At 61.0% G+C, this 22012-nt stretch carries 13 protein-coding genes; 10 read left to right on the top strand and 3 right to left on the bottom strand.

Going from position 1 to position 22012, the window contains the following annotated elements:
- Window positions 1–219: 219 nt before the first annotated feature.
- Together FYK55_RS20055 and rimO are read left to right on the top strand one after the other, a co-directional pair.
- A complete protein-coding gene (locus tag FYK55_RS20055; RefSeq protein ID WP_150078245.1) occupies window positions 220–1392 on the top strand; it encodes a prenyltransferase/squalene oxidase repeat-containing protein in 1173 nt (390 codons plus the stop codon).
- A gap of 366 nt (window positions 1393–1758) precedes the next feature.
- On the top strand, window positions 1759–3177 hold the full coding sequence (gene rimO / locus FYK55_RS20050) for a 30S ribosomal protein S12 methylthiotransferase RimO (RefSeq protein ID WP_150078244.1): 1419 nt from the start codon (window positions 1759–1761) through the stop codon (window positions 3175–3177).
- A 29-nt stretch (window positions 3178–3206) separates the two neighbouring features.
- Here rimO and FYK55_RS20045 read toward each other — a convergent pair whose 3' ends face one another.
- Entirely contained in the window at window positions 3207–3593 is a 387-nt protein-coding gene (locus FYK55_RS20045; RefSeq protein ID WP_150078243.1) for a response regulator, read from the bottom strand.
- A gap of 975 nt (window positions 3594–4568) precedes the next feature.
- Between FYK55_RS20045 and nusA the strand changes: the two genes are divergently transcribed.
- The 5 genes from nusA (at window position 4569) to FYK55_RS20020 (ending at window position 12354) form a co-directional block, all read left to right on the top strand.
- Entirely contained in the window at window positions 4569–6146 is a 1578-nt protein-coding gene (nusA, locus tag FYK55_RS20040) for a transcription termination factor NusA (protein WP_150078242.1), read from the top strand.
- A 383-nt stretch (window positions 6147–6529) separates the two neighbouring features.
- Window positions 6530–9493, top strand: coding sequence for a translation initiation factor IF-2 (gene infB / locus FYK55_RS20035; protein WP_150078241.1), 2964 nt, complete (start codon window positions 6530–6532; stop codon window positions 9491–9493).
- A gap of 299 nt (window positions 9494–9792) precedes the next feature.
- Window positions 9793–10272: a 30S ribosome-binding factor RbfA gene (rbfA, locus tag FYK55_RS20030; RefSeq protein ID WP_150078240.1), complete on the top strand. Its 480-nt coding sequence runs from the start codon at window positions 9793–9795 to the stop codon at window positions 10270–10272.
- Between the two features lie 204 nt (window positions 10273–10476).
- On the top strand, window positions 10477–11595 hold the full coding sequence (locus tag FYK55_RS20025; protein WP_150078239.1) for a hypothetical protein: 1119 nt from the start codon (window positions 10477–10479) through the stop codon (window positions 11593–11595).
- 3 nt (window positions 11596–11598) lie between these two features.
- Window positions 11599–12354, top strand: coding sequence for a YebC/PmpR family DNA-binding transcriptional regulator (locus tag FYK55_RS20020; RefSeq protein WP_150078238.1), 756 nt, complete (start codon window positions 11599–11601; stop codon window positions 12352–12354).
- A 366-nt stretch (window positions 12355–12720) separates the two neighbouring features.
- On the opposite strand, the gene FYK55_RS20015 is transcribed toward FYK55_RS20020, so the two are convergent.
- A complete protein-coding gene (locus tag FYK55_RS20015) occupies window positions 12721–15657 on the bottom strand; it encodes a vitamin B12-dependent ribonucleotide reductase (RefSeq protein ID WP_390621748.1) in 2937 nt (978 codons plus the stop codon).
- A gap of 1077 nt (window positions 15658–16734) precedes the next feature.
- Between FYK55_RS20015 and FYK55_RS20010 the strand changes: the two genes are divergently transcribed.
- The 3 genes from FYK55_RS20010 to FYK55_RS20000 all read left to right on the top strand — a co-directional run bounded on the left by FYK55_RS20010 (window position 16735) and on the right by FYK55_RS20000 (window position 18512).
- Complete coding sequence (locus FYK55_RS20010) at window positions 16735–17028, top strand: DUF202 domain-containing protein (RefSeq protein WP_150078236.1); 294 nt, start codon at window positions 16735–16737, stop codon at window positions 17026–17028.
- Window positions 17029–17362: 334 nt separating this feature from the next.
- The gene (locus FYK55_RS20005; RefSeq protein ID WP_150078235.1) at window positions 17363–17653 is read left to right on the top strand and encodes a hypothetical protein; all 291 of its coding nucleotides are present in this window, start codon (window positions 17363–17365) and stop codon (window positions 17651–17653) included.
- Window positions 17654–17699: 46 nt separating this feature from the next.
- On the top strand, window positions 17700–18512 hold the full coding sequence (locus FYK55_RS20000) for a TatD family hydrolase (RefSeq protein ID WP_150078234.1): 813 nt from the start codon (window positions 17700–17702) through the stop codon (window positions 18510–18512).
- A gap of 197 nt (window positions 18513–18709) precedes the next feature.
- Here FYK55_RS20000 and FYK55_RS19995 read toward each other — a convergent pair whose 3' ends face one another.
- Window positions 18710–22012, bottom strand: a complete 3303-nt coding sequence (locus tag FYK55_RS19995) for an efflux RND transporter permease subunit (RefSeq protein WP_150078233.1) — start codon at window positions 22010–22012, stop codon at window positions 18710–18712.

Genomic DNA, 22012 nt, shown 5'->3' with positions numbered 1-22012 from the left:
TTGGCCGTCTACAGGCTCGTGTTAGGATGATGATGACGCTCGCGAGACGTGGATTTGCCGGCCGGCCGCAGTCGGCCGGGGACGACACGGCAACATCGATGCCAGCCCGGTCCGGTTTAGGGGCCGCTCCATGGCACGACGTGTGCATTGCTCAGCAAGCTTCCTCGGGGACCGCAGCCGCCGCCGTCCCTTTCCAACTCTTTCCCACTTGAGAAGCAGATGTCTTTGGAATCCTTGTTTGCTCGTGTTGTCTCTCCCCTGGCCCTGGGGTCGGCCGTCGTGGTCGCGGCGTGCAGCGCTCCGGGCGCGCTTGCGCAGGAGAAAGCATCGATCGAATTGAATTCGCCCGAACAGACCAACGCCGCGATTGATCGCAGCGTTGCGGAGGGGATCTCGTTTTTGAAGAACCGGGGGCAGGGCGACGACGGTGCATTCAGCCCCGAGACCGGCGTCGCGGTGACGGGGATCGCGGTCCGTGCAATCCTGCAGAATCGCCCCGAAGAGTTGAAGTCACCGCCCGTGCAGAAGGCGATCGAGTACATCTTGGAACACGTCCAGCCCGATGGCGGAATCTATGCCCGCGGGTCGACCCACCGAAATTACGAAACCTCGGTGGCCGTCGGTGCGCTGGTTGCGGCACAGCAAGACAACGAGTACGAGAGCCAGTTGACTCGCGCGGAAGCCTTCTTGAAGGGCTTGCAGTGGGATGAGGGCGAAGGCGTCGAATCGTCGGACCCGGCCTACGGCGGTGCCGGATATGGCAGTCACTCTCGCCCGGACCTGTCCAACACCTCCTTCATGCTCGATGCGCTGCGTGATTTGGGCAACGGATCCGATGACGAAGCCGTCCAGAAGGCGTTGCGATTCATTTCTCGCACCCAGAACCTTTCCGGCCATGGCAATGACACGCCGCACGCCGACAAGATCAATGACGGCGGCTTTTACTACACGCCGGCCGCTGGCGGTGAAACCAAGGTTGTCAGCGATTCGGACGACGACGGCGGCGGTCTGCGAAGCTACGGTTCGATGACTTATGCCGGGCTGAAGAGCATGATTTACGCCGGCTTGACGCAAGACGACCCGCGGGTGCGGGCGGCCATGGAGTTCATCGAAAAGACCTATTCGTTGAGTGAGAACCCGGGCATGGGGCAAGCGGGGCTGTATTACTACTACCACACCTTCGCCAAGGCGCTCGATGCCGCCGAAGTTCAGGCTGTCACCGACGGACAGGGCAACGTCCATGATTGGAACCGCGAACTGGCTCGAACGTTGATCGCTGCACAGCAATCCGACGGCTCGTGGGTCAACGACGGCAATGAGCGATGGATGGAAGGCAATCGAAACCTGGTCACCGCCTACGCACTTCTGGCGTTGGATTACTGCCGCGAGTGATCGGCCGTGCCGGGGGGGCTGGCAGAGCCAGCGTGCAGTGCGTTCCAAGGCGGGAGCCTTGGAACGAGTGAGAGTATTTCCCCCCCTGGTTCCAAGGCTCCCGCCTTGGAACCGGCTGAGTTGCCGGCTCCGCCGGCCGCTGTCGGTTTTTTGCCGAATGTCCGGAGGTGAGCGGCGATGCCGAGGGCTGGCAGAGCCAGCGGAGCAGTGCGTTCCAAGGCGGAGCCTTGGAACGAGTGAGAGGGTGTTGGCGGCACGGTGCACGGCGTTTCCGTTTGCCCGATGGGGCGGTTTCGGGTTCAATACCACGCGTGTTTTGATCTCCAGCCGTTCCCGCGGTCCTTCGCACCCTTCCCCCGCATCCCGATGCAACTGCCCGTCGTCAACCAATCTCAATCCGCAGCCGCTCCCTCCCCGACTGAACTGGAGGGGACCGCCCGAGGCAGCTACGCCGTGGTCTCGCTGGGATGCCCCAAAAACCTGGTCGATACCGAGCAGATGCTCGGCCGGCTGAATCACGACGGGTACCGGATGGTCGACTCGGTCGATTCGGCGGACTTCGTCGTGGTCAACACGTGCGGGTTCATCGATTCGGCGCGTGAAGAGTCGATGGGGGCGATTGACGAGATGCTGTCGCTGAAGCGTCAGGGCAAGATTCGGGGCGTGGTCGTGACCGGCTGTCTGGCTGAGCGTCAGCAAGGCAAACTGTTGGAAGCCCGCCCGGAAATCGACGCGATGGTCGGTGTGTTCGGGCGGAACGACATTGTCGAAGTCGCGGATCGGCTGCAAAGCGGCGTTCAGGAGCAACAGCGGGTCTTTCGCCCGGCGCCGATTCGGCCGCTTTCTGATGCCGTGCGGGCGCCGGTGACGCCCCGGCACTTCGCCTACCTGAAGATCAGCGAAGGTTGCGATCGATTGTGCACGTTCTGTGCGATCCCCCGGATGCGTGGCAAGCATTACAGCAAGCCGATCGAGCAGGTGGTCGACGAAGCCAAGCGGTTGGGGGACAGCGGGGTTCGCGAGGTGGTGGTCGTGGCCCAAGACACGACGTATTACGGCAAAGATCTGTACGGGCAACCGCGGCTGCGAGACCTGTTGGTCGAACTGGACAAGATCGATTCGATCGACTGGATCCGGTTGATGTATTTCTACCCGATGTACATCGATGACGCCCTGATCGACACGCTGGCCGGAGCGCAGCGGATTCTGCCGTACATCGACATGCCGCTGCAGCACGCCAGCGATTCGATGTTGAAACGCATGGCCAGGAAGACCACCCGGGCGATCCAGGAAGATATCGTCGGGCGGTTGCGTGAGCGGATCGATTCGCTGGTGATGCGGACCACGATGATCACCGGTTTTCCCGGGGAGACCGAAGACGATTTTCAGCAGTTGGTGGAGTTCGTCACCGAGCAGCACTTCGAACACCTGGGCGTGTTCACCTACTCGGTTGAAGAAGACACGCCTGCCGCGAAGTTACCCAATCGGGTTCCCGCGAAGGTCGCCCAGCGGCGGATGGGGGAATTGATGTCCGTGCAGCAGTCCATCGCGTTTGATTGGAACCAGAGCCGCGTCGGTCAGACCGAAGGCGTGTTGATCGACTCGCCATTGGCCGACCAGGAAGGCGTCTGGATCGGTCGGACGCGCTCGCAGGCCCCCGAGATCGATGGCGTTGTGTACGTCAGCGGAGTCGAAGAAGGCGGCTCGGTGGAGGTGGGCGACATCGTCGACTGTGAAATCGTCGCTTCACAGGGATATGATTTGATCGCAGCGCCGGTCGGCTGACGGCGGCGGGTTTGCGGGAGGCGACCCAGCTAGACTTCTTGAGGATCCAGGTTGTTGCGGATCACGTCGACCAGGTGACGGGGGCTGAACGGCTTGTGCAGAATGGCCGTCAAGTCGAAGGTTCGCTGCAACATGTCCGAATCAAGTTCCAGACCTTTGGCGGTGCACAGGATCGTGGGTGGACGTTGATAATCGGGCAGGCGGTCCAGTCGCTGTAGCAGTTCCAAGGCGCCGCACACCGGCATTTGGTAATCCGTCACGATCAGATCAAAATCGCCGCGCATCAAGCGGTCATAGCCTGACTGTCCGTCGTCGGCCGTTTCGACGCGCATGCCGTTCTTCTCGAGCGTGAATCCGATGACGCGACGAAAGACGGGATCGTCTTCGATGATCAGGATCGTTGGAGAATCGTGCATCGCGTGAGGCTAAGCAGGTTGGCGGGAGAGGCGTTCGGCGGTTCATCCAATCGCGGGGCGGGCCCGTTCGAAGTTGATTGCCGACAACAGAGTGTACGACGGGTTTTCGTCCATCCGACGATTCCGCCGGTCGAAAACCGACCTCGATGGCCACCCCGGCGGGTGACTCGGCCGGCAACGATCGCGTTAATCGGTACGATCGGCACGGCGGGATCGCCGCGAGTGTGGCCTTGGGGCAACGTTTCGCTTCGTGCGGGCAACGGTGCTCGGTGATTTCGATCAACGCCCTGGCATCGGCGAGCCACGGTGTGCCGAGATGCCCGTCCGCCGAACCGCGGGTTTTCCGCCGTTTGACGGGATCGCCGCAAAGCTTTTTGTCGCGCACCCGGCCCACGGGTCTGGGATTTGCGACTAGTCTGACTCAGCGAGCTTGCGCCGTCCTGACTTCGATTCCATTGAGGCCCGTGTTGAACCGTCACCAACGTCCATTGTGGATCATCATTTTTGCCATCTTGCTGGCCAGCATCGCGATCCGGACGGGAGGTTGATGTCGCTGTCGTCGTCAGACGGCGGTACGGCTTCTTCCACACTCTGGCGAGCGTGGCTACGGCCGTGGCGATGTCCAGTCGCGCGGCATCCCGTAGCTGCCGTCGCCAGACGGCGGCACGGCTTCTTCCACACTCTGGCGAGCGTGGCTACGGCCGTGGCAATGTCCAGTCGCGCAGCATCACGCAGCTGCCGTCGCCAGACGGCGGCACGGCCACGCTCCAGCGAGCGTCGCGACCGGTCAACCCAGCTGGCGGTCTTGGTTGACACTTCAAAGCGGGATCAGTAACTTAAACCGCTACAGCACTGGTACACGCAATTGCCCGGTCCTGCCGAAAGGTCCGGGCAATTTTTTGTAGCACAGACAGCGCTGTCGGCAAGAGACCTCGTCATTCTCCGCGTTTCACGGCGCTTCCCGCGACGCCCGTTATGAATCCACAAGACATTCTGCGATACGTTGATTCGCTGCACCGCGAAAAAAACATTGATACCGAATTGGTCTTTTCGGCGATCGAGGCGGCGTTGCAGACCGCTGCCAAGCGTCAATATGGGGAAGATGCGGACATCAGTGTTCAGCTGAATCGTGAGAACGGCCGCATCATGGCGACCTTGGACGGAGTCGCTCTGGGAGACGACCAAATCGGCCGGATCGGTGCCCAGACCGCCAAGCAGGTGATCATCCAGAAGGTCCGCGAGGCCGAGCGTGATTCGCTGATGGCCGAGTACCGCGAGCAAATCGGCGACATCGTCGCGGGCATCATTGGTCGAGCCGATGGTGGGGTGGCGACCGTCAATTTGGGTAACGTTGAAGCGATTTTGCCGCGAAGCGAACAGATTCCCGGCGAGACCCTGCATGCGGGCGAACGGGTGCGCGCGGTGGTTTTCGAAGTCAAAGCGACCGGGAACCGGGTCCGTGTCGTGCTCAGCCGGACCCGGCCGCAGTTGGTGCAGCGGCTGTTTGAACAGGAAATTCCTGAGCTCAGTGAGGGTGTGATCGCCATCAACTCGATCAGCCGCGAACCCGGGTATCGCAGCAAGGTTGCCGTCAGCAGCGAGGACAGCCAGGTCGACCCGATCGCCGTTTGCGTCGGATATCGGGGCAGCCGAATCAAGGCCGTCCGCGAGGAGCTGGCTGGTGAGCACATCGACGTGGTGCGTTACAGCGACGACCCGGAGGTGTTGATCCCCAACGCTTTGCAGCCGGCCGAGGTCGAGCAGGTGTTGTTGTGCGACATGATCGGTCGCGCGATCGTTCTGGTCCAGGAAGATCAGCTTTCACTGGCGATCGGACGCCGAGGTCAGAACGTTCGCCTGGCCAGCAAGCTGTGCGGCTGGGATATCGAGATCATGACCGGCGGTGAGCTGGAAGAGCAGATCGAACGGGCGGTCGAAGCGTTCAGCATGCTGGACGGGATGACACCCGAAATTGCCCAAATGTTGGTCGAGCAGGGCTACCTGTCCTACGACGACCTGTCGGTCATCGAGCCCGACGCGTTTATGGAATTGGGCGGGTTGAGCGAAGAGCAAGTCGATTTGATTGTCGAGCAGGCTGAGGCGAAGGCGGAAGAAGCCGAAGAGGCGGCGGCGGCCGAACGCCAGGCCCGGCGCGAACGCGAACGGCTGCAGCGCGAAGCGGAAGCGGCCGGAATTGCCGAGCCCGAACCGGTCGCCGTCGAAGCGTCACCCGCCGGCACGGACGCAACCGCTGCCGGGACAGAGGGGGGCGACAGCGAAGGGACCGAGACCGAAGGAAGCGAGGCAGAGGGAGCCGGGCAGTCCGAAGCCGATGCGGAGGAGGCGAACTCCGAAGACGCAGCCGAGGCTGAGGAAGCGGTCGAGGTCGAGGAAGCGGCCGAGGCGAGTGCCGAAGTGGCTTCGCAGGACGAGCCGCAGGCCGCCGCAGAGGCCGAGGAGCCGGAAAACGAGTCCCCCGAATCACCGGGGTTGGCAGGCACCTCACCCGATGCCGCCGATCCGCTGCGATCGGAGAGCAAGCCGGCCGAATGAGTTAAAAAACGGGAAAAAGTCGCCTGAAATGTGACTTTGCCCCCTCGTCGGACCTCTGCGACCGCGTTTTTTTTCGCTATCCTTTGCGACGACGAACATGTCTGCCGGACCGTCCACCGCGGCCAAATGTGTGGCGGCGGTGACCCCTCCGGGTTTCCGGCAAAAAAATGATCCTCAGTCCACCGTAACTGTTGATGTCGGTGCAACCCAAGCACCGGACCATTTGGCTGCCGCCGATCGCCAGTCCTGATCAAAGGACCGGCTGCGGGCGAGCCGATGGAGGACTCTTTATGTGATTTAGACGAAGCGAACTGGAATGTGGCCTCAAGTGAACGCATGAAAACCGGGCCCCCTTCCAAACAATTTGACAGGATTTCGACCCAGTGGCACGCATTTACGCGCTCGCAAAAGAACTTAAATTAGACAGTAGAGAACTGGTTGATCTCGTAAAAAAGGTTGGCATTCCCGGAAAGGGATCGGCCCTGGCCAGTTTATCTGACGACGAGGTGCAGCGGGTACGCGATCACCTGAGCGGAGGTAGCGGCAGCAAGTCGTCCGCCGCTCCGGCTCCCGAGGAGAAAGCACCTTCGACGCCCGTGGCTGTTCGTGAACAGGTCCAGCCGGAGCGGCGTCCGATCCAATTGGAACGCCGCGGACGGACCGGCGACGAAAAGCCGGCTGCCGAGTCCAAGCCAGCCGCCAAACCAGCCCCCCGGGTGCGTGCTCCCGCCCCGTTGCCGCCCGCTCAAGAGCCGGAAGAGGCTGCAGCCGAAGAGGCGGGGCAGACTCCCGATGTGCGGCTGCCCAACACTCGGCGGTCCGCCGGTGGGCTGTCCGACCGGTTGCGGCGCAAGCCCGGTGATGCCAGCAAGCCTGATTCGTCTGCCCCCGAGCCGTCGCCGAGCAAACGCGATGATTCCGGTGGAGCTTCTGAAGCCGCTGCCAGCCGTGATTCCGGCGGACGTGATTCCGCCGGATCAGGACGGTCGGGAGCGGTTGAGCCCCCGTCGCGGCCCGCAGGTCCCCTGTCCGTTCGCGGCGGTGCCGGTGGTGCCGGACGCGTTCGCTCGCTTGATAAACGCGGGACGCCCGGTCGAGGCGATTCCGGTAAGAAGTCCGATGGGAAGCCCAAACGCGCCGAGCCCCGGATCGGGATCAATCTGGCTCCGCTTCCGGAGACGCCGCAAAACCAGCCCGCCGCGAAGAATGAGCCCAAGGCCCAGAAGCCTGAGATTAAGCTCAGCCGGGACGTCATTGCCGGTCACAAACAGGGCATGAAGGCGCCGCTGGAAGAGCTGGCTGCCGAATCGGTCGAAAAGAAACGCCCTTCGGGCAAACGTGGCGGCCTGTCTGGATTTACCGAGAAAGGGAAACGCGGGACCGAGGAAGAAGATCGTCCACGCCGCAAGAGTGGGCTGGCCGGAATGTCCAGTGCCCGGGTCGATCGCGGGAACCGTCGGAAACGCCCCGGTGATCTCTCACGCAGCTATGGACGTGATGACCGCGGACAGCGCCGGACCTTGCAACACAAGGGCACGAACACCGCCGCGCCGCGAAAAGAGCCGGTTCAGATCGAGTTGCCTTGTACGGTGCGAAGCTTCTCCGAAGCCGCAAGTATCCCGGTCGCTCAGGTCCTGAAGGCGCTGATGGGCATGGGCATCATGGCCAACATCAATGCCGAGCTGGAATTCGAGACGGCGGAGATCGTCGCGGCCGAGCTGGATTTGGAACTGCAGCTGAAAGAAACCGAGACGCTTGAAGACGAGTTGATCACGGAACTGGATGAGCAGGCCGACGATCCCGATTCGCTTAAACCGCGTCCCCCGATCGTGACCTTCCTGGGACACGTCGACCACGGGAAAACCAGCTTGCTGGATCACCTGATCGGTATCAACGTGGTCAGCGGTGAAGCCGGTGGAATCACGCAGCACATTCGTGCGTATGAGATCGACAAGGACGGCAACAGCATCACGTTTGTCGACACCCCGGGTCACGAAGCCTTCACCGAAATGCGGGCCCGCGGGGCAAACGTCACCGACATTGCCGTGCTGGTCATCGCCGCCGACGACGGCATCATGCCGCAAACCGAGGAAGCGATCAGCCACGCAAAGGCCGCGGAGGTTCCGATCGTCGTGGCGCTCAACAAGATCGATTTGGAAGGCGTTGATGCCAACCGCGTGCTGACGCAATTGACCGAACATCAACTGACTCCCAGCGAATGGGGCGGCGACGTGGAAGTCGTCCGGACCAGTGCGATCAAAGGCACCGGGATGGATGAACTGCTCGAGACGCTGCTGACGATTGCGGAGCTGAACGAATACAAAGCGAACCCCGATCGCGCGGCGATGGGGGTCTGTCTGGAGGCCGAACAGCAGGGCGACCGCGGTGTGGTCGCCAAGCTGGTTGTCCGCAACGGCACCTTGCGTGTCGGCGACGTGATGGTCTGCGGTCCCACCTACGGCCGCGTGCGTGCCATGAGCGACACCCTGACCGGTGAGCCGATCAGCGAAGCCGGCCCCAGCACGCCGGTCAGCGTGATGGGCTTGGAATCGCCTCCGGGGGCCGGTGACCGGTTCCACGTGTTGGACGACATCGCCGATGCCCGAGCGATCGCCGGCAGCCGAGCCGACGAGTCCAGCCGCCAGTCGCTCTCCGGCGTCACCACCAAGGTCTCCTTCGAAAACTTCCAGGAGATGCTGCAGGAAGGGCGTTTGGGGCAGACCGAAGAAAAGGTCAAGCTGAACGTCATCATCCGGGCCGACGTCAAAGGATCCCTGGAAGCGATCGACAAAGAGCTCAGCAAGTTCGATCATCCGGAGGTGGAGATCCGTGTCTTGCAGCGGAGTGTGGGTGGAATCACCCTGGCCGACGTGACCTTGGCAAGTGCCTCCGACGCGGTGATTCTCGGATTCAACGTGATCCCCGACGAACAGGCGCGATCCCTGGCCGACGAACGCAACGTGGAGATCCGACGATACGACGTGATCTACAAGTTGACCGACGACATCAAGGCGATGGTCGAAGGTCGATTGAAGCCCGAAGAACGCGTCGTGGAACTTGGCCGTGCCCTGGTCAAACAGGTCTTTTCGATCAGCCGCGTCGGTACGATCGCCGGCTGTTACGTGGCTCAAGGTTCGATCCAACGGGGCTGTCGCATCCGCGTCAACCGTGAGGGGCGAACGATCGGAGATTACGCCTTGGACTCGCTCAAACGGATCAAGGAAGACGTCAAAGAAGTCCCACGCGGGATGGAATGCGGTATCCGTTTGCAAGGGTTCAACGACGTCAAACAAGACGACGTCTTGGAAGCTTATCGGATCGAAGAAGTGGCACGAACCTTGGATTGATCCGTCCGTGCCCCGATGCCCCCGATTCCGTTTGATGCGGTCGGGGGACAACCGGATTGCGGTGTCCCATCGGGAACTCTCCCGCCCCGCGGCGATGTAGCGAATCCGGCGGGGCGTTTGAGCGGCCGGAATGAATCATGAAGCACCACCCCGAATTGTCCTTGCCAGCCTCGCGAAGTTACGCCGGCCGGCTGCATCCGCCGAACCAGGTCGGGCTGCGTCCGCCGGACACCCAAAGCGGCCCCGCTGCCGGCTCCTTTTCGTCTCCCCTGGTTGAACCCCTCCCCCTCAGGTCGTCTGTGTCTAGTCGTCGTTTACTGAAAGCCGCCGAAGCAATCCGCGAAGTCGTTGCATCGGCGATCCTGACCGAGATTCGCGATCCCCGCGTCAAAGATGTGACGGTGATCAGCGTTGAAGTGACACCGGACATGCGCGAAGCGACCGTTTCGGTCAGCGTGATGGGCGACGAAGCTCAGAAGACGCTGTCCCTCCGTGGGCTGCAGAACGCGGCCGGCTTCTTACAATCCAAGATCGCCAAGCGAATCGATACGCGGTACACGCCGCGATTGCAGTTCGAACTCAACCGGGGTGCCGAGAACGCGTTGGTGGTTGGAGAACTGCTGGGAAAAATCCGCCGGGAACGCGAAGCGGACGGGCGCAACGAAGATGGCTTGGCGGCCGATGCCGATTCTGAGCCGGAGGAGATTCTGGAACAATCCGCTCCGTCGGCCAACGAGGATGCGGCCGTGGACGAAGACCCGGATTCGCCGCGCCCTTGATACCGTCCCTGAAGAGTAGCGTCACTTAAGAATAGCGTCACTTAAGAATAGCGTTCCGAAATACCGTGTCCCCGAGGACGCGCGGTGCCAACGAATACGAATCTGGCCCTACCAATTTCAAGCCAACCAATAACACTGCGGCCGGCGGAACGAATCGACACGTCCGTTCATCAGCCCCACCACTTCCCCTGAATCACCAAAAAGATGGCTGCAAGCAACCGCGCTAAGCTGATCACGAAACTGCACTCCGAGCTGAAGAAGAAATACACGCTTCCCCCATCCCAGCCGTCGCGTCCCTTACTGGAGCACTTGCTCTACGCGTGCCTGCTTCAGGACGCCCCCTACGATTTGGCGGACGAGGCGTTGGCCAAGTGCGAGCAGGAATTCTTTGATTGGAACGAGATCCGTGTCACCACGGTCACGGAATTGACTCAGGTGCTTTCGGCCATGCCGGAGCCGGCGAAAACCGCGCGACGTTTGAAGGAAATTCTGCAGGCGGTATTCGAAGAGTTCTATGCGTTTGATTTGGATCACCTGAAGAAGGAGAACCTGGGCAAGGCGGTGGCCAAATTTGAAGCCATGTCGCCCATGACCCCGTTCGTCCTCAGCTACACCATCCAGCATGGCTTGGGCGGACATTCGATTCCGGTGGATTACGCCGCGATGGTCATCATGCTGTCGACCGGGATCGCGACGCAGGGGGAAGCGGCCGATGGGAAAGTCCCCGGCCTGGAACGCGCGGTTCCCAAAAGCAAAGCGATCGAGTTCTCCGGCTTGCTGCACGAAGCCGGCGTCGCACTGATGCTCGATCACAAAGATAAAAAGGCCCGGGCCCTGATGGACGCCGTCGCCAAAGGATCGTCGGAACGCTACGACGAATGGGAGGCGAGCAAGAAGGCCGCCATCCGTCGGGTGAAGAAGCGGATCCGCGAGGAAAAGGCGGAGGCCGAAGAGGCCGAGGCGGTTGAAGCGGAGGCACCGAAGAAAGCGTCAACCAAGTCGGCGAAGTCGTCGTCGAAAACCGCTCCATCGAAGGCTGCCGCCAAGGGCAAGTCGGCCACAAAAGAATCTGACAAGCCAGCGGCAAAAGCCGAATCGTCCGAATCGGAACAAAAGTCGCCGGCCAAAAAAGCGGCCCCCAAGAAGGCGACTAAGTCTTCCGGCAGCAAGTCGTCCACCAAGAAGGCCAGCTCAAAATCGGCGGACAAGAAAACGACCAAAAAGACAACCAAGAAATCCGCCGGATCGACGTCCAAATCGAAATCGGCGAAAACGACCAAGAAATCCACCAACCGCAAACTCTCCAAACGAAAACCAAGATAGGTCATGGCAGGTCATTCGAAATGGGCCAACATCCAGCACCGTAAAGGACGCGTGGATGCCGCCCGTGGAAAGCTGTGGAGCAAACTGAGCAAAGCCATCATCCTGGCCGCACAATCCGGCGGAGGTGATCCGGCGGCGAACTTTCGGCTGCGAAAGGCGATCGATGATGCCAAAGCGGTCAGCATGCCCAAGGACAATATCACCCGCGCCATCAAACGTGGCACCGGTGAGTTGGACGGCGGACGTGTCGAAGAGGTGCTGTACGAAGGCTATGGTCCCGGCGGGGTCGCCATCATGTGCGAAATCCTGACCGACAACCGCAATCGCACGGCTCCCGAATTGCGTTCGCTGTTTTCCAAGTTGGGCGGCGAACTGGGCAAGACCGGCTGTGTCTCCTACCTTTTCGATCGCAAAGGTCTGTTCGTCTTCGAAGGTGAGGACGTGGACGAAGAACGGATCACCTTGGTCGCGTTGGAAAACGGCGGTGAAGATGTGGAGCGAACTGACGACGGAAAGCTGCAGGTGACATCGTCGCCGGACGACTACCAGCAGCTGGCCGAAGCGTTCGAAGCGGCGGAGCTGAAGCCGGACTACAAGGAAGTCACGATGATCCCGCAAACCACCGTGGATGTGGACGCCGATACGGGACGCAAAACGCTCAGTTTACTGGAACAGTTGGACGATCACGATGACGTCCAAAACGTCAGCACCAACCTGAACATCACCGACGACCTGCTGTCGGAAGAATCGGCGTCTTAGGCCGTCGGCACGCCACCGGTCACTTCACCTTCCCATTTGCCGGTCGTGTTGCTTTGCTTCGCCCTTCATTCCAAGGCGAGGCGAGCGCAGCAAGCGAGGATTGCTTCGTCTCTCGCTGAAGCAGATTGCTTTCGCCGCTACGCGGCTGGTGGTGTTTTGGGCAGCCGTTTCCGCCGGCTTGGGCCGACGGCAGAGGGCTGTCGTTGTTTCGCGACTGGAGTTCGTCCAGTTTTGTTTCGCCCTCCTTTCCAACAGCGCAAGAAAAAAGGGCGATGCGGAAACTGAATCCGCACCGCCCATCGATCGTGAACCAGGATTCGCAGGTCCGGTGGGTCGTCACCGGACGTTGCGAGACCCGCGGGTCAGTCAGCTGCAGCCCATGCTGGCGCCGCAGTTGTGGCAGAGGTAACAATTGCCGTTTCGGACGGTGATGCTGCCGCAGTTGTCGCAGCTGGGGGCGTCCATCTGGAAGCGGGCAAACTGATCCTGGCGGCCGGCATCCTTCTTGGCCAAACCGTTGCCGTTGCTGCCGATGCTGGCCAGCAGGGCGGCACGCTCGGAGGCCGCGACGGCCGACTCCGGCGAAGCGACTTCGGGACCGTTGGCGTCATTGACCGTATCCTTGCTGCCGTTGGCCGTCTCGGTCGGAGCGGCGGGGCCACCGGTCGGGACGACCGAGTTGTCCTTGCTCATGAAGGTCAGCCCCAACCAACGGGCGATGTAGTCGACCACGCTCTTGGCGATCCGGATGTCCTTATTGCTGGTGTGTCCCATGGGCTCAAACCGGGTGTGGCTGAACTTGTTGACGAGCACTTCCAGCGGCACACCGTACTGCAGAGCGATCGACAGGGCGGTCCCGAAGCTGTCCATGATGCCACCGACGGTGGAGCCTTCTTTGGCCATCGTGATGAATACTTCACCGGGACGGCCGTCCGGGTACTGACCAACGCACAGGTAGCCTTCATGGCCGGCGATCGTGAACTTGTGGGTGACGCTGGAACGGGTATCGGGCAGCCGTTCGCGGCGTGGCTTGTAGACGATCTTTTCGACGGTCTTGGTCACGACTTCTTTCTTGCCCGCATCTTCGCCTTCCTCCGAACGAGTGTTCAGCGGTTGTGACTGCTTGCTACCGTCGCGGTAGATGGCAATGGCTTTCAAGCCCAATTCCCAACCCCAGAAGTACGCGTCGGCAATGTCCGACGGCGTGACGTCGTTGGGCATGTTGACGGTCTTGCTGATCGCGCCGGAAAGGAACGGTTGCGCGGCCGCCATCATGGTCACGTGGGCTCGCCAGGAGATGCTGCGGACGCCGTTGGCGGGCGTGAAAGCGCAGTCAAAGATCGGCAGATGCTCGGTTTTCAGTTCCGGGGCGCCCTCGATGGTGTCGTTGACGTCGATGAATGCCAGGATGGCTTCGATCTGTTCCTTGCTGTAATCAAGCTTTTCCAAGGCCGATGCGACCGTCTGGTTGACGATCTTCAGCATGCCGCCACCGGCAAGCTGTTTGTACTTGACCAGTGCGATGTCGGGTTCGATCCCGGTCGTGTCGCAGTCCATCATGAAGCTGATCGTGCCGGTCGGGGCCAGCACGGTCGCCTGGGCATTGCGGAAGCCGTACCGGGAACCGATTTCCAGGACATCGTCCCACAACTTTTGGGCAGCCTGTTTCAGCTCCGGCGGGCCGGCGTCGTCGATCTTGTCGGCCGCTTCGCGGTGCATCTGCATGACACCCAGCATCGGCTTTTCGTTTTCCCCGTAGGCTTCAAAGGGGCCGACCACGCCGGCCAGTTCGGCACTGGTGCGGTTCGCTTCGCCGTGCATCAGGGCCGTCAGGGATCCGCACAATCCGCGTGCGGCGTTGGAATCGTACGCCATGCCGCGTGACATGATCAGCGATCCCAGGTTGCTGTAGCCCAATCCCAGCGGACGGAATTTGTGGCTGTTGCGGGCGATCGGCTCGGTGGGGTAACTGGCGTGATCGACCAGGATCTCCTGGGCGATGAAGAAGGTGCGGGCTGCGGCGCGGAATCGCTTGACGTCAAACGACCCGTCGCGCTGGGCGAACTTCATCAGGTTGATCGACGCCAGGTTGCACGCGGTGTTGTCCAGGAACATGTATTCCGAACAAGGGTTGGATGCATTGATCGCGCCACTGTTGGGGCAGGTGTGCCAGTTATTGATGGTGGTGTCGTACTGGACCCCGGGGTCGCCGCAATGCCATGCGCACTCCGACATCTTGTTCAGCAATTCCTTGGCATCGTAGGACGGCGGATCGCCGGCGGCTTTGTCGGTGATCCATCGCGTTTGCCAGCGTTTTCCGTCGCGCACCGCCTGCATGTAATCGTCGGTCACGCGGACCGACAGGTTGGCGTTCTGGAAGCAGACGCTGCTGTAAGCTTCGCCGTTAAAGTTCGAGTCGTATCCTTCGCGGATCAGCGCGTGCGCCTTTTTCTCTTCGGCCCACTTGCACTCGATGAACTCCATGATGTCCGGGTGCGAGACCTTCAGGGATTGCATCTTGGCGGCACGGCGCGTTTTGCCACCGCTCTTGATGACGCCGGCGATCGAATCATAAACCCGCATGAAGGACAGCGGTCCCGAGGGCGTGCCGCCGCCGGAGAGTTTTTCGCGTGACGAGCGAATCGTCGACAGGTCGGTCCCGGTGCCGGATCCGAATTTGAACAACATCGCCTCGGCACACGCCAGACGCATGATGTCCTCCATGTTGTCCTCGACGGCTTGGATGAAGCAGGCACTTCCTTGCGGGAACTCGTACGGGTTCTCCGGCTGGAACGTCTGCTCGGTGGTGCGGTCCCAGGCCCAATTGCACTTCGCTCCGGTGACGTTGTATTGCTGATGCAGTCCGACGTTGAACCAGACCGGGCTGTTGAACGCCCCGTGCTGGTGCAGGCACAACCAGGTCAGGTCCCGGTAGAAGTTTTCGCCGTCCTCGGGGGTGTCAAAGTAACCGTCGGCCAAACCCCAGTCGGCGATCGTGCGGGTGACGCGATGGATCAATTGGCGGACCGAACGCTCACGTTCCTCGGGCCGCTTCGGGTCCCCGTAGAAATACTTGCTGACCACGACGTTGGTCGCCAGTTGGCTCCACTTGGCCGGAATTTCACAATTGTTCTGCTCGAACAGAGCCTTTCCGGTTTCGTCTTTGATGGCCGCCGACCGCAGTTCCCACTGCGTCGTTTCGAAAGGGCTTTTTTCGTCAGCCGGGCAAAACGTCGGGTCGACCTTCAACCCGGGTCGGTCACCACGGAGCGTGGTGCCGAAGACGCGCGTGGCGTACTCCAACCCGTGCTGCTCGTTGACTCGGTCAAGGTCTCGATCGCTGGTCGTCGAGGACTGCGCATTGTTTGGGAGAACAGTAGCCATCGCTTGAAAAGACTCCTTGAATCGTCCGTGGGACCCTCACTTCCCGACCCGTCGTCTCAGCGAACACGTCTGGCATCACCTCCTGGGGTGGCTCCAACATCGCATCCGGTGACACCGGTCCAACCAAGCCGCGATCAGTCGCAGCCGGGCAAAACCACGTCCGAGAATCAGTTTGGATCGTCCATTAATGAAAGGGAACAATAAGACAGCAGGGCGTCTGACCCACCGAGAGCGCCATGGACAGCGGCAGAGATATCCCCCGGGGATCCATCCCAACCGTGCTAGCTTCCCTTCACGCGCCAATCGCGAAAAACTCACCAAACCTTCTATTGGTAGCACTACCGGTAGTGAGTTTTGTCGCGAAAGGCACTAAATGTGGGCGACGCGGGAATCTTAGAGATTGCCGGCGGGGTGTCAATGAAAATCTCTTGGATGCCTTAAGTTGTTTCCTGCAAACGGGTTCCGACGCGAATCCGGTCGTCCCTCGCGGCGTCGCGAGACCGCGGAGATCGTCGTAAGCCGTGTCGCGATGAAGGGTTAGTGAAGATTCCGCGGATGCGTCGGGCGGCCGTGGAAAAGTTGTTGATGAAGGAAAACTTTTCGGGGTAACGGGGCGTCTGGTGGAAACTTGGGTCGACTGCGGGAGAGGGGGCAACATGAAGGGGTGTGCCGGTTGCGAAACGAGGCCGATGGAGCTTGGCAGGATCGTTCTCTGAGCCAGTAAAAGGTCTACCGTCCTGAACTCACCCGTCCTCCGGGAGGGTCAAAGGCGAGGCACGAGTCTTTGGGGAGGGTGTCTTCAAAAACCAGCTGAAATCCATGGCGGCGGACGTCCCCTCCCCGCGTCGTCGCAGGCTCCTCCGCGACCCTCCCGGAGGGAGGGTGAATTGAAAACTGCCTGATCTCTTCGCGGGAGTTCGCTGGCGAGCCGACGGCCGGTTGTCCCGCTCTGGCGGCAGGAGGATGATGTCACGACCTGAGATGGAGAGACCTGAGATGAATGAGCCGGACGCGAAACACGACCTTCGGCCCGAGCCGCCTTTGCCAGACCTCGCTCTGGTTCGAACCGACTTGGCCAACGAGCGAACGCTGCTGGCCTATGGCCGGACCGCCCTGATGCTTGCCGGGACCGGCGTCTCGCTGATCAAGTTCCTCAAACCGTCGCCGGAGATGCTTCTGCTGGGGTGGTTCCTGGTGGCGGCCGGCTTGGTGGTCGGAGTCATTGGAGTGATCCGGTTTACCGGCTTGAAACGCCGTTTGAAACGATCGCACGAGATGCTGGGCGGATGAGCGTTTCGGGACAGCCACGTTGGTCGACCAGCGCGGTCGTTTGACGCTGCCACAGGCGGTCGGCTGAGTCCGCTATGGCTCGGGCAACCGATACATCACCCCGCGGCTCGGACGCTCCGGAGCATGACGGGGTGGACCGGCGCCTGATGAGGCGGACCAGTGCATCGGGAGACCAGTGCATCGGGAGACCAGTGCATCGGGAGACCAGTGCATCGGGAGACCCGCGCATCGGAAGACCAGCGCATCGGAAGTTTGGGTGGTCGAGGGATCGGCAGGCGGTGCGTTATACTTAACGCATCGACGTGCCTTTCCCTGACCGACAACGAGCGACGAAATGACGGCTGGCGAATCTCATCCGCAGCGCACCGCCGATGCGGTGCTTGAGGAATCCTTTCTGCAGCTACGCGCCAAATTGCTGGAAATCGGAGCGACGCTCGATCGCTTGGATCGCTGCGGTGGGGCCGGCGAGCTGAGCGGGGCCAATTCGCAGAAGCGGGCGCTGTTGGATCAAGCCTTGGAGATCGTTGGCTCCGAGCAACCGGACCGTGCCGAAAGGTTGCAGCAACTGTTTTCGCGAGAGTACCAGCAGGATTGGCGTCAGAAGTTTGGCATCGGATCCGATTGAAGATCGATCGAATCGTCCCCTTTCCTTCCTCCCTGTTTCACCGCACATGGACTACATCGATCCCCACATCCACATGGTGTCTCGGACGACCGATGACTACGCCACGCTGTCCCGCATGGGGTGCGTCGCGATGAGCGAGCCGGCGTTTTGGGCGGGGTATGATCGCGGAAGTGTGGACGGTTTTCGCGACTACTTTCGGCAATTGACCGAAACCGAACCGGCGCGGGCCGCGCAATTCGGAATTCAGCACTTCACGTGGCTGTGCATCAATGCCAAGGAGGCGGAAAACGTTTCGCTCTCCCGCGAGGTGATCGCGATGATCCCCGAATTCCTGGATCGTCCGAATGTGCTGGGAATCGGAGAAATCGGCTTGAACAAGAACACCAAGAATGAAGCCACGGTGTTTCTGGAGCATGTCGATTTAGCCGTCCAGCATGACCAATCGATTTTGATCCACACACCGCACCTGGAGGACAAGTTTCAGGGGACCAAGATGATCCTGGACATGCTGTGTGACGATCAACGGATCGATCGCGGGCGGGTGTTGGTCGATCACGTCGAAGAGCACACGATCAGCGAAGTGCTGGACCGCGGTTTTTGGGCGGGCATGACGTTGTACCCCGTCACGAAGTGCACGCCCGAGCGAGCGGCCGACATGGTCGAGCGGACCGGCGGAGAACGACTGCTTGTCAATTCCGCCGGCGATTGGGGTCCCAGCAAGCCAACCGCCGTCCCCGACTTCATTTTCGAAATGCGCCGGCGGGGGCACTCCGAGGCATTGATTCGCAAGGTGGTTTATGAGAACCCGGTGGCGTTCTTCTCGCAGAGCAAGCATTTTCAGTTTGCCCCGCGAAGCTAAAGGGTGACGGCAGGCCAAGCTCCCTATCGCGGAGGGGCGAGCGCCGGTGAGCGGAGGAATGTCCGACTTCTCACTAAGGCGTTGTTGCTGTCGCCGCTTCGCGACTAGCTGGACATCGCCCCTTTGCGTGAGCCGCGTGGCGCTAGCCGCGGGTTTTTCTTCGCATCGACCGGTGGCTGGCGCTTTGTCGCACGAGCTTAGATCGGCTGCCCGTCGGTGGTCGCCGTGGCACCAAGCCGTTCTGATTCGGGCTCGTGGGTGATCTTCAGCGTGTGCAAGGTCTGGACGCCGAAGGCGTGGGCCTTCAAGTACAGGGCGTAAAAAACCGGTACCAGAAACAGCACCAGGACGGTTGCCAGGGCCAGACCGAAGGCCAGGGACGCCGCCATCGGAATCAACAGCTGAGCTTGGAAGGACCTTTCCAACATCAGGGGAATCAACCCGGCGACCGTCGTCATGCTGGTCAGCAGGATGGGGCGGAACCGTCGTTGTCCGGCTTCGGTCAGGGCGTCCATCGGGGCCTGGCCGCCGCGAATCCGCGCGTTGATGAAATCGATCAAGACGATCGAATCGTTGATCACGACGCCGGAGAGCGCCACCAGCCCAAACATGCTGAACAGCGTCAGCGGGAGCCCTAGAATCGCGTGGCCCCAAACCGCACCGATCATTCCGAACGGGACAATCATCAGAATCAGGATCGGCTGGACGTAGGAGCGGAATTGCAACACCAGCAGCACGTACATGGCGACGATCGCGATGGCAAACCCCTGCATCAGGCTGCCCACCGACTCGCGGCTCTGTTCGGCCTGGCCTTCCCAACGCACGTCCACGCCCGGGTACTTCTTTTGCAATTGCGGCATGAAATCCGATTGCAGGTCCGCGATGATCAAAGAAGAGTTGGCAGTTTTCCAATCCAGGTCGGCGCTGATCGTCACGGACCGCCGTTGGTCGACGCGGTTGATTTCTGAAAACCCACGCTTCAATGTGACTTCGGCCAATTCGCCGATCGGATGCTCGTTGCCCTGCGGATCGGCGACGCGAATCTCGCGAAAGTTCACCAGCGAACGCCGTTCGTCTTCGGGATACCGGACCATCAGCTTGACTTCGTGGCGTCCCCGCTGCAGTCGCATCGCCTCGGCTCCGAAGTAAGTGTTGCGGACGGTGGTTCCCAGGTCGGTGGGGGTGACTCCGGTGGCCAGGGCGCTGTCTTTGACGCGAAACTGAAACTCCCACTTTCCTGGAGTGTTGTCATCGGCGATGTCAAAGACGCCGTCGTAGGTGGCCAGTTTTTCTTTGACCGCTTCGGTCGCGGCCAACAGTTGCTCTTCATCCTTTCCGGCGGCAAGCAGTTTGAACTCAATCGCTTTACCTCCCGGGCCCACGCCGACGCTGCCGTACGTCACACGCTCGGCCCCGGAGAAGTCTCCCGCCGCGGCACGCCACCTGGCCAGCAATTCCTTGCTGTGAATGTTTCGGATCTCGGTGTCGTGAAGTTCCGCGAAGATCTGCCCGACGTGGCTTCCGGACGATCCGCCGCCGGTCGGGTTCTGCGCGTTGGTCGCGTCGCCCACTTCTCGGTAGGTCAACCGGACCGGACCGGAGATCACGTCGTTGCTACCCGGGTAAATCTTGTCAACGCTCAACCCTTCCTGTTTGGAACGCTGGAGCGCGATGTCACGGCTGACATCCCGCAAGGCTTGTTCCATCCGACGCGTGGCCATGTCGGATTCGATGGCGGGCGTGCCATCGGGGAACACGATGACGGCCTGCAAAAAGTTGTTGTCCGATTCGGGAAACAGCACCGAGGGGACGACCCCGCCACGAATCATTCCCGCGGTCCCCAGCCCCATCATCACGGCCGCAGCGACGGGGATCAGCGGATAACGCAGACTGAACGCCAGGGCCGGCGCGTACACGCGATCGCAAACCACTTGCAGCCATTCGGCAAAGTGTCGGCTGAGCCAGCCGAGCAACAAGCCGAGTGGACGCAACGGGTAGCCCACGATGCCCAGGAACCGAAAGAAGCCGGTGTGGCTGTGGGCCAGGTGACTGGGCAACACGAAGATGCTTTCCCACAACGAAATCACCAGCATGGCGATCACGGCAAACGGGATCACGGCCATGAATTTGCCCATCACGCCGGAGACGAAGAACATCGGGGCAAACGCGATGATGGTCGTCGTGACCGACGCTGCCACGGAAGGAAAGACTTCGATCGTTCCATCCAACGCCGCTTGGCGTCTCGGTTTTCCCATCTGGCGATGGGCGTGAATGTTTTCACCGATCACGATCGCGTCGTCGACCACGATCCCCAATGCCATCAGAAAACTGAACAGCGACAGCATGTTCAACGTTTGGTCGCCCAGTGCCAGAACGGCTCCGGCACCCAGGATGGAGATCGGAATGCCCAGCGCCACCCAGAATGCCAGTCTCATTTCCAAGAACAAGGTCAGCACCAGAAAGACCAACAGCAGGCCCTGCAGACCGTTGCGGCGGAGCAGGTTCAACCGCCCCCGCACTTCGGTACTGGTGTCATTCCAGACTTCGAACCGATAGCCCGTGGGAAGATCCTTCTGGTCGACGTACGCACGCACATCGTTGACCATCGCCAGCAGGTCCTCGGTCTTGGTGCGTTCGACGTTCACCACCATCGCGGGTTCGCCGTTGATCTCGCCGACTTTCGTGACGTCTTCGAACTCGTCTTTGACGGTGCCCAGGTCATCGACCGTTAGGACGACGCCATCGCTGCGAGTGACCAGCGGCAGTTTCCTGATCTCATCACCCACGCGTCCCTTGTTCTTGGCTCGCAGCAGGATCTCCTGGCCTTCGCCCTTGAGCTGTCCGCCGGGCAATTCCACGTTGTGTTGGCGGATGATCTGGGCGACGCCATCGAGCGTCAAGTTGTGGCTACGCAGCGTGGCTTCGGAAATCTCCACGTCGATCTGGTACGGTCGCGTTCCCATGATCGAGGACGACGAAACGCTGGGAAGCATCAGGATGTCGTCACGAACGTCCTCGGCAATCTCACGAAGCTGCAGCTCCGCTTCCTGGGACCGGTCGTTCGGGCCGATGATGCCGACTCGGATCGCGGCATCACGAAACGTGATCTGTTGGATGATGGGATCCTCGGCCAGCTCCGGGAAGCTGGGGATCCGATTGACTTCGCGATCGATCTCCGCCATCACCTTCTGGACGTCTTCGACGTCGCTGCGGAGTTCGGCCAGCACGTACCCGCCGCCTTCGCGCGCGATCGACGTGACCTTCTTGATGCCGGTGATCGAACGAATCGCCTCCTCGACCTTTTGGCAAATCGCTTCTTCGGCGTCTTTCGGTGTCGCGCCCGGATAGGGGACGTCGACCATGACGACTTCCAATTCGAACTCCGGGAACACCTCGCGACGCATTTGCATCAGCGAGACTCCTCCGATCGCCATCAGGGCGATCATCAAGACGTTCATCCCGGGCGCATTGGAAATCGCCCACGCGATGGCTCTTTTCAT

Origin of the sequence: Roseiconus nitratireducens (genome assembly GCF_008629675.1) — a bacterium.
Classification (GTDB): domain Bacteria; phylum Planctomycetota; class Planctomycetia; order Pirellulales; family Pirellulaceae; genus Stieleria; species Stieleria nitratireducens.
Note: the sequence above shows the minus strand (reverse complement) of the source record. Positions and strands in the feature narration are given on the sequence as shown.

What these genes read in the sequence shown, in the direction of transcription:
- FYK55_RS20025 (WP_150078239.1), top strand. Translation starts at nt 10,477, where the DNA reads ATGGCTGCAAGCAACCGCGCTAAGCTGATCACGAAACTGCACTCCGAG.
- rimO (WP_150078244.1), top strand. Translation starts at nt 1,759, where the DNA reads ATGCAACTGCCCGTCGTCAACCAATCTCAATCCGCAGCCGCTCCCTCC.
- FYK55_RS20020 (WP_150078238.1), top strand. Translation starts at nt 11,599, where the DNA reads ATGGCAGGTCATTCGAAATGGGCCAACATCCAGCACCGTAAAGGACGC.
- FYK55_RS20055 (WP_150078245.1), top strand. Translation starts at nt 220, where the DNA reads ATGTCTTTGGAATCCTTGTTTGCTCGTGTTGTCTCTCCCCTGGCCCTG.
- FYK55_RS20005 (WP_150078235.1), top strand. Translation starts at nt 17,363, where the DNA reads ATGACGGCTGGCGAATCTCATCCGCAGCGCACCGCCGATGCGGTGCTT.
- FYK55_RS20010 (WP_150078236.1), top strand. Translation starts at nt 16,735, where the DNA reads ATGAATGAGCCGGACGCGAAACACGACCTTCGGCCCGAGCCGCCTTTG.
- FYK55_RS20000 (WP_150078234.1), top strand. Translation starts at nt 17,700, where the DNA reads ATGGACTACATCGATCCCCACATCCACATGGTGTCTCGGACGACCGAT.
- FYK55_RS20045 (WP_150078243.1), bottom strand. Translation starts at nt 3,593, where the DNA reads ATGCACGATTCTCCAACGATCCTGATCATCGAAGACGATCCCGTCTTT.
- FYK55_RS19995 (WP_150078233.1), bottom strand. Translation starts at nt 22,012, where the DNA reads ATGAAAAGAGCCATCGCGTGGGCGATTTCCAATGCGCCCGGGATGAAC.
- nusA (WP_150078242.1), top strand. Translation starts at nt 4,569, where the DNA reads ATGAATCCACAAGACATTCTGCGATACGTTGATTCGCTGCACCGCGAA.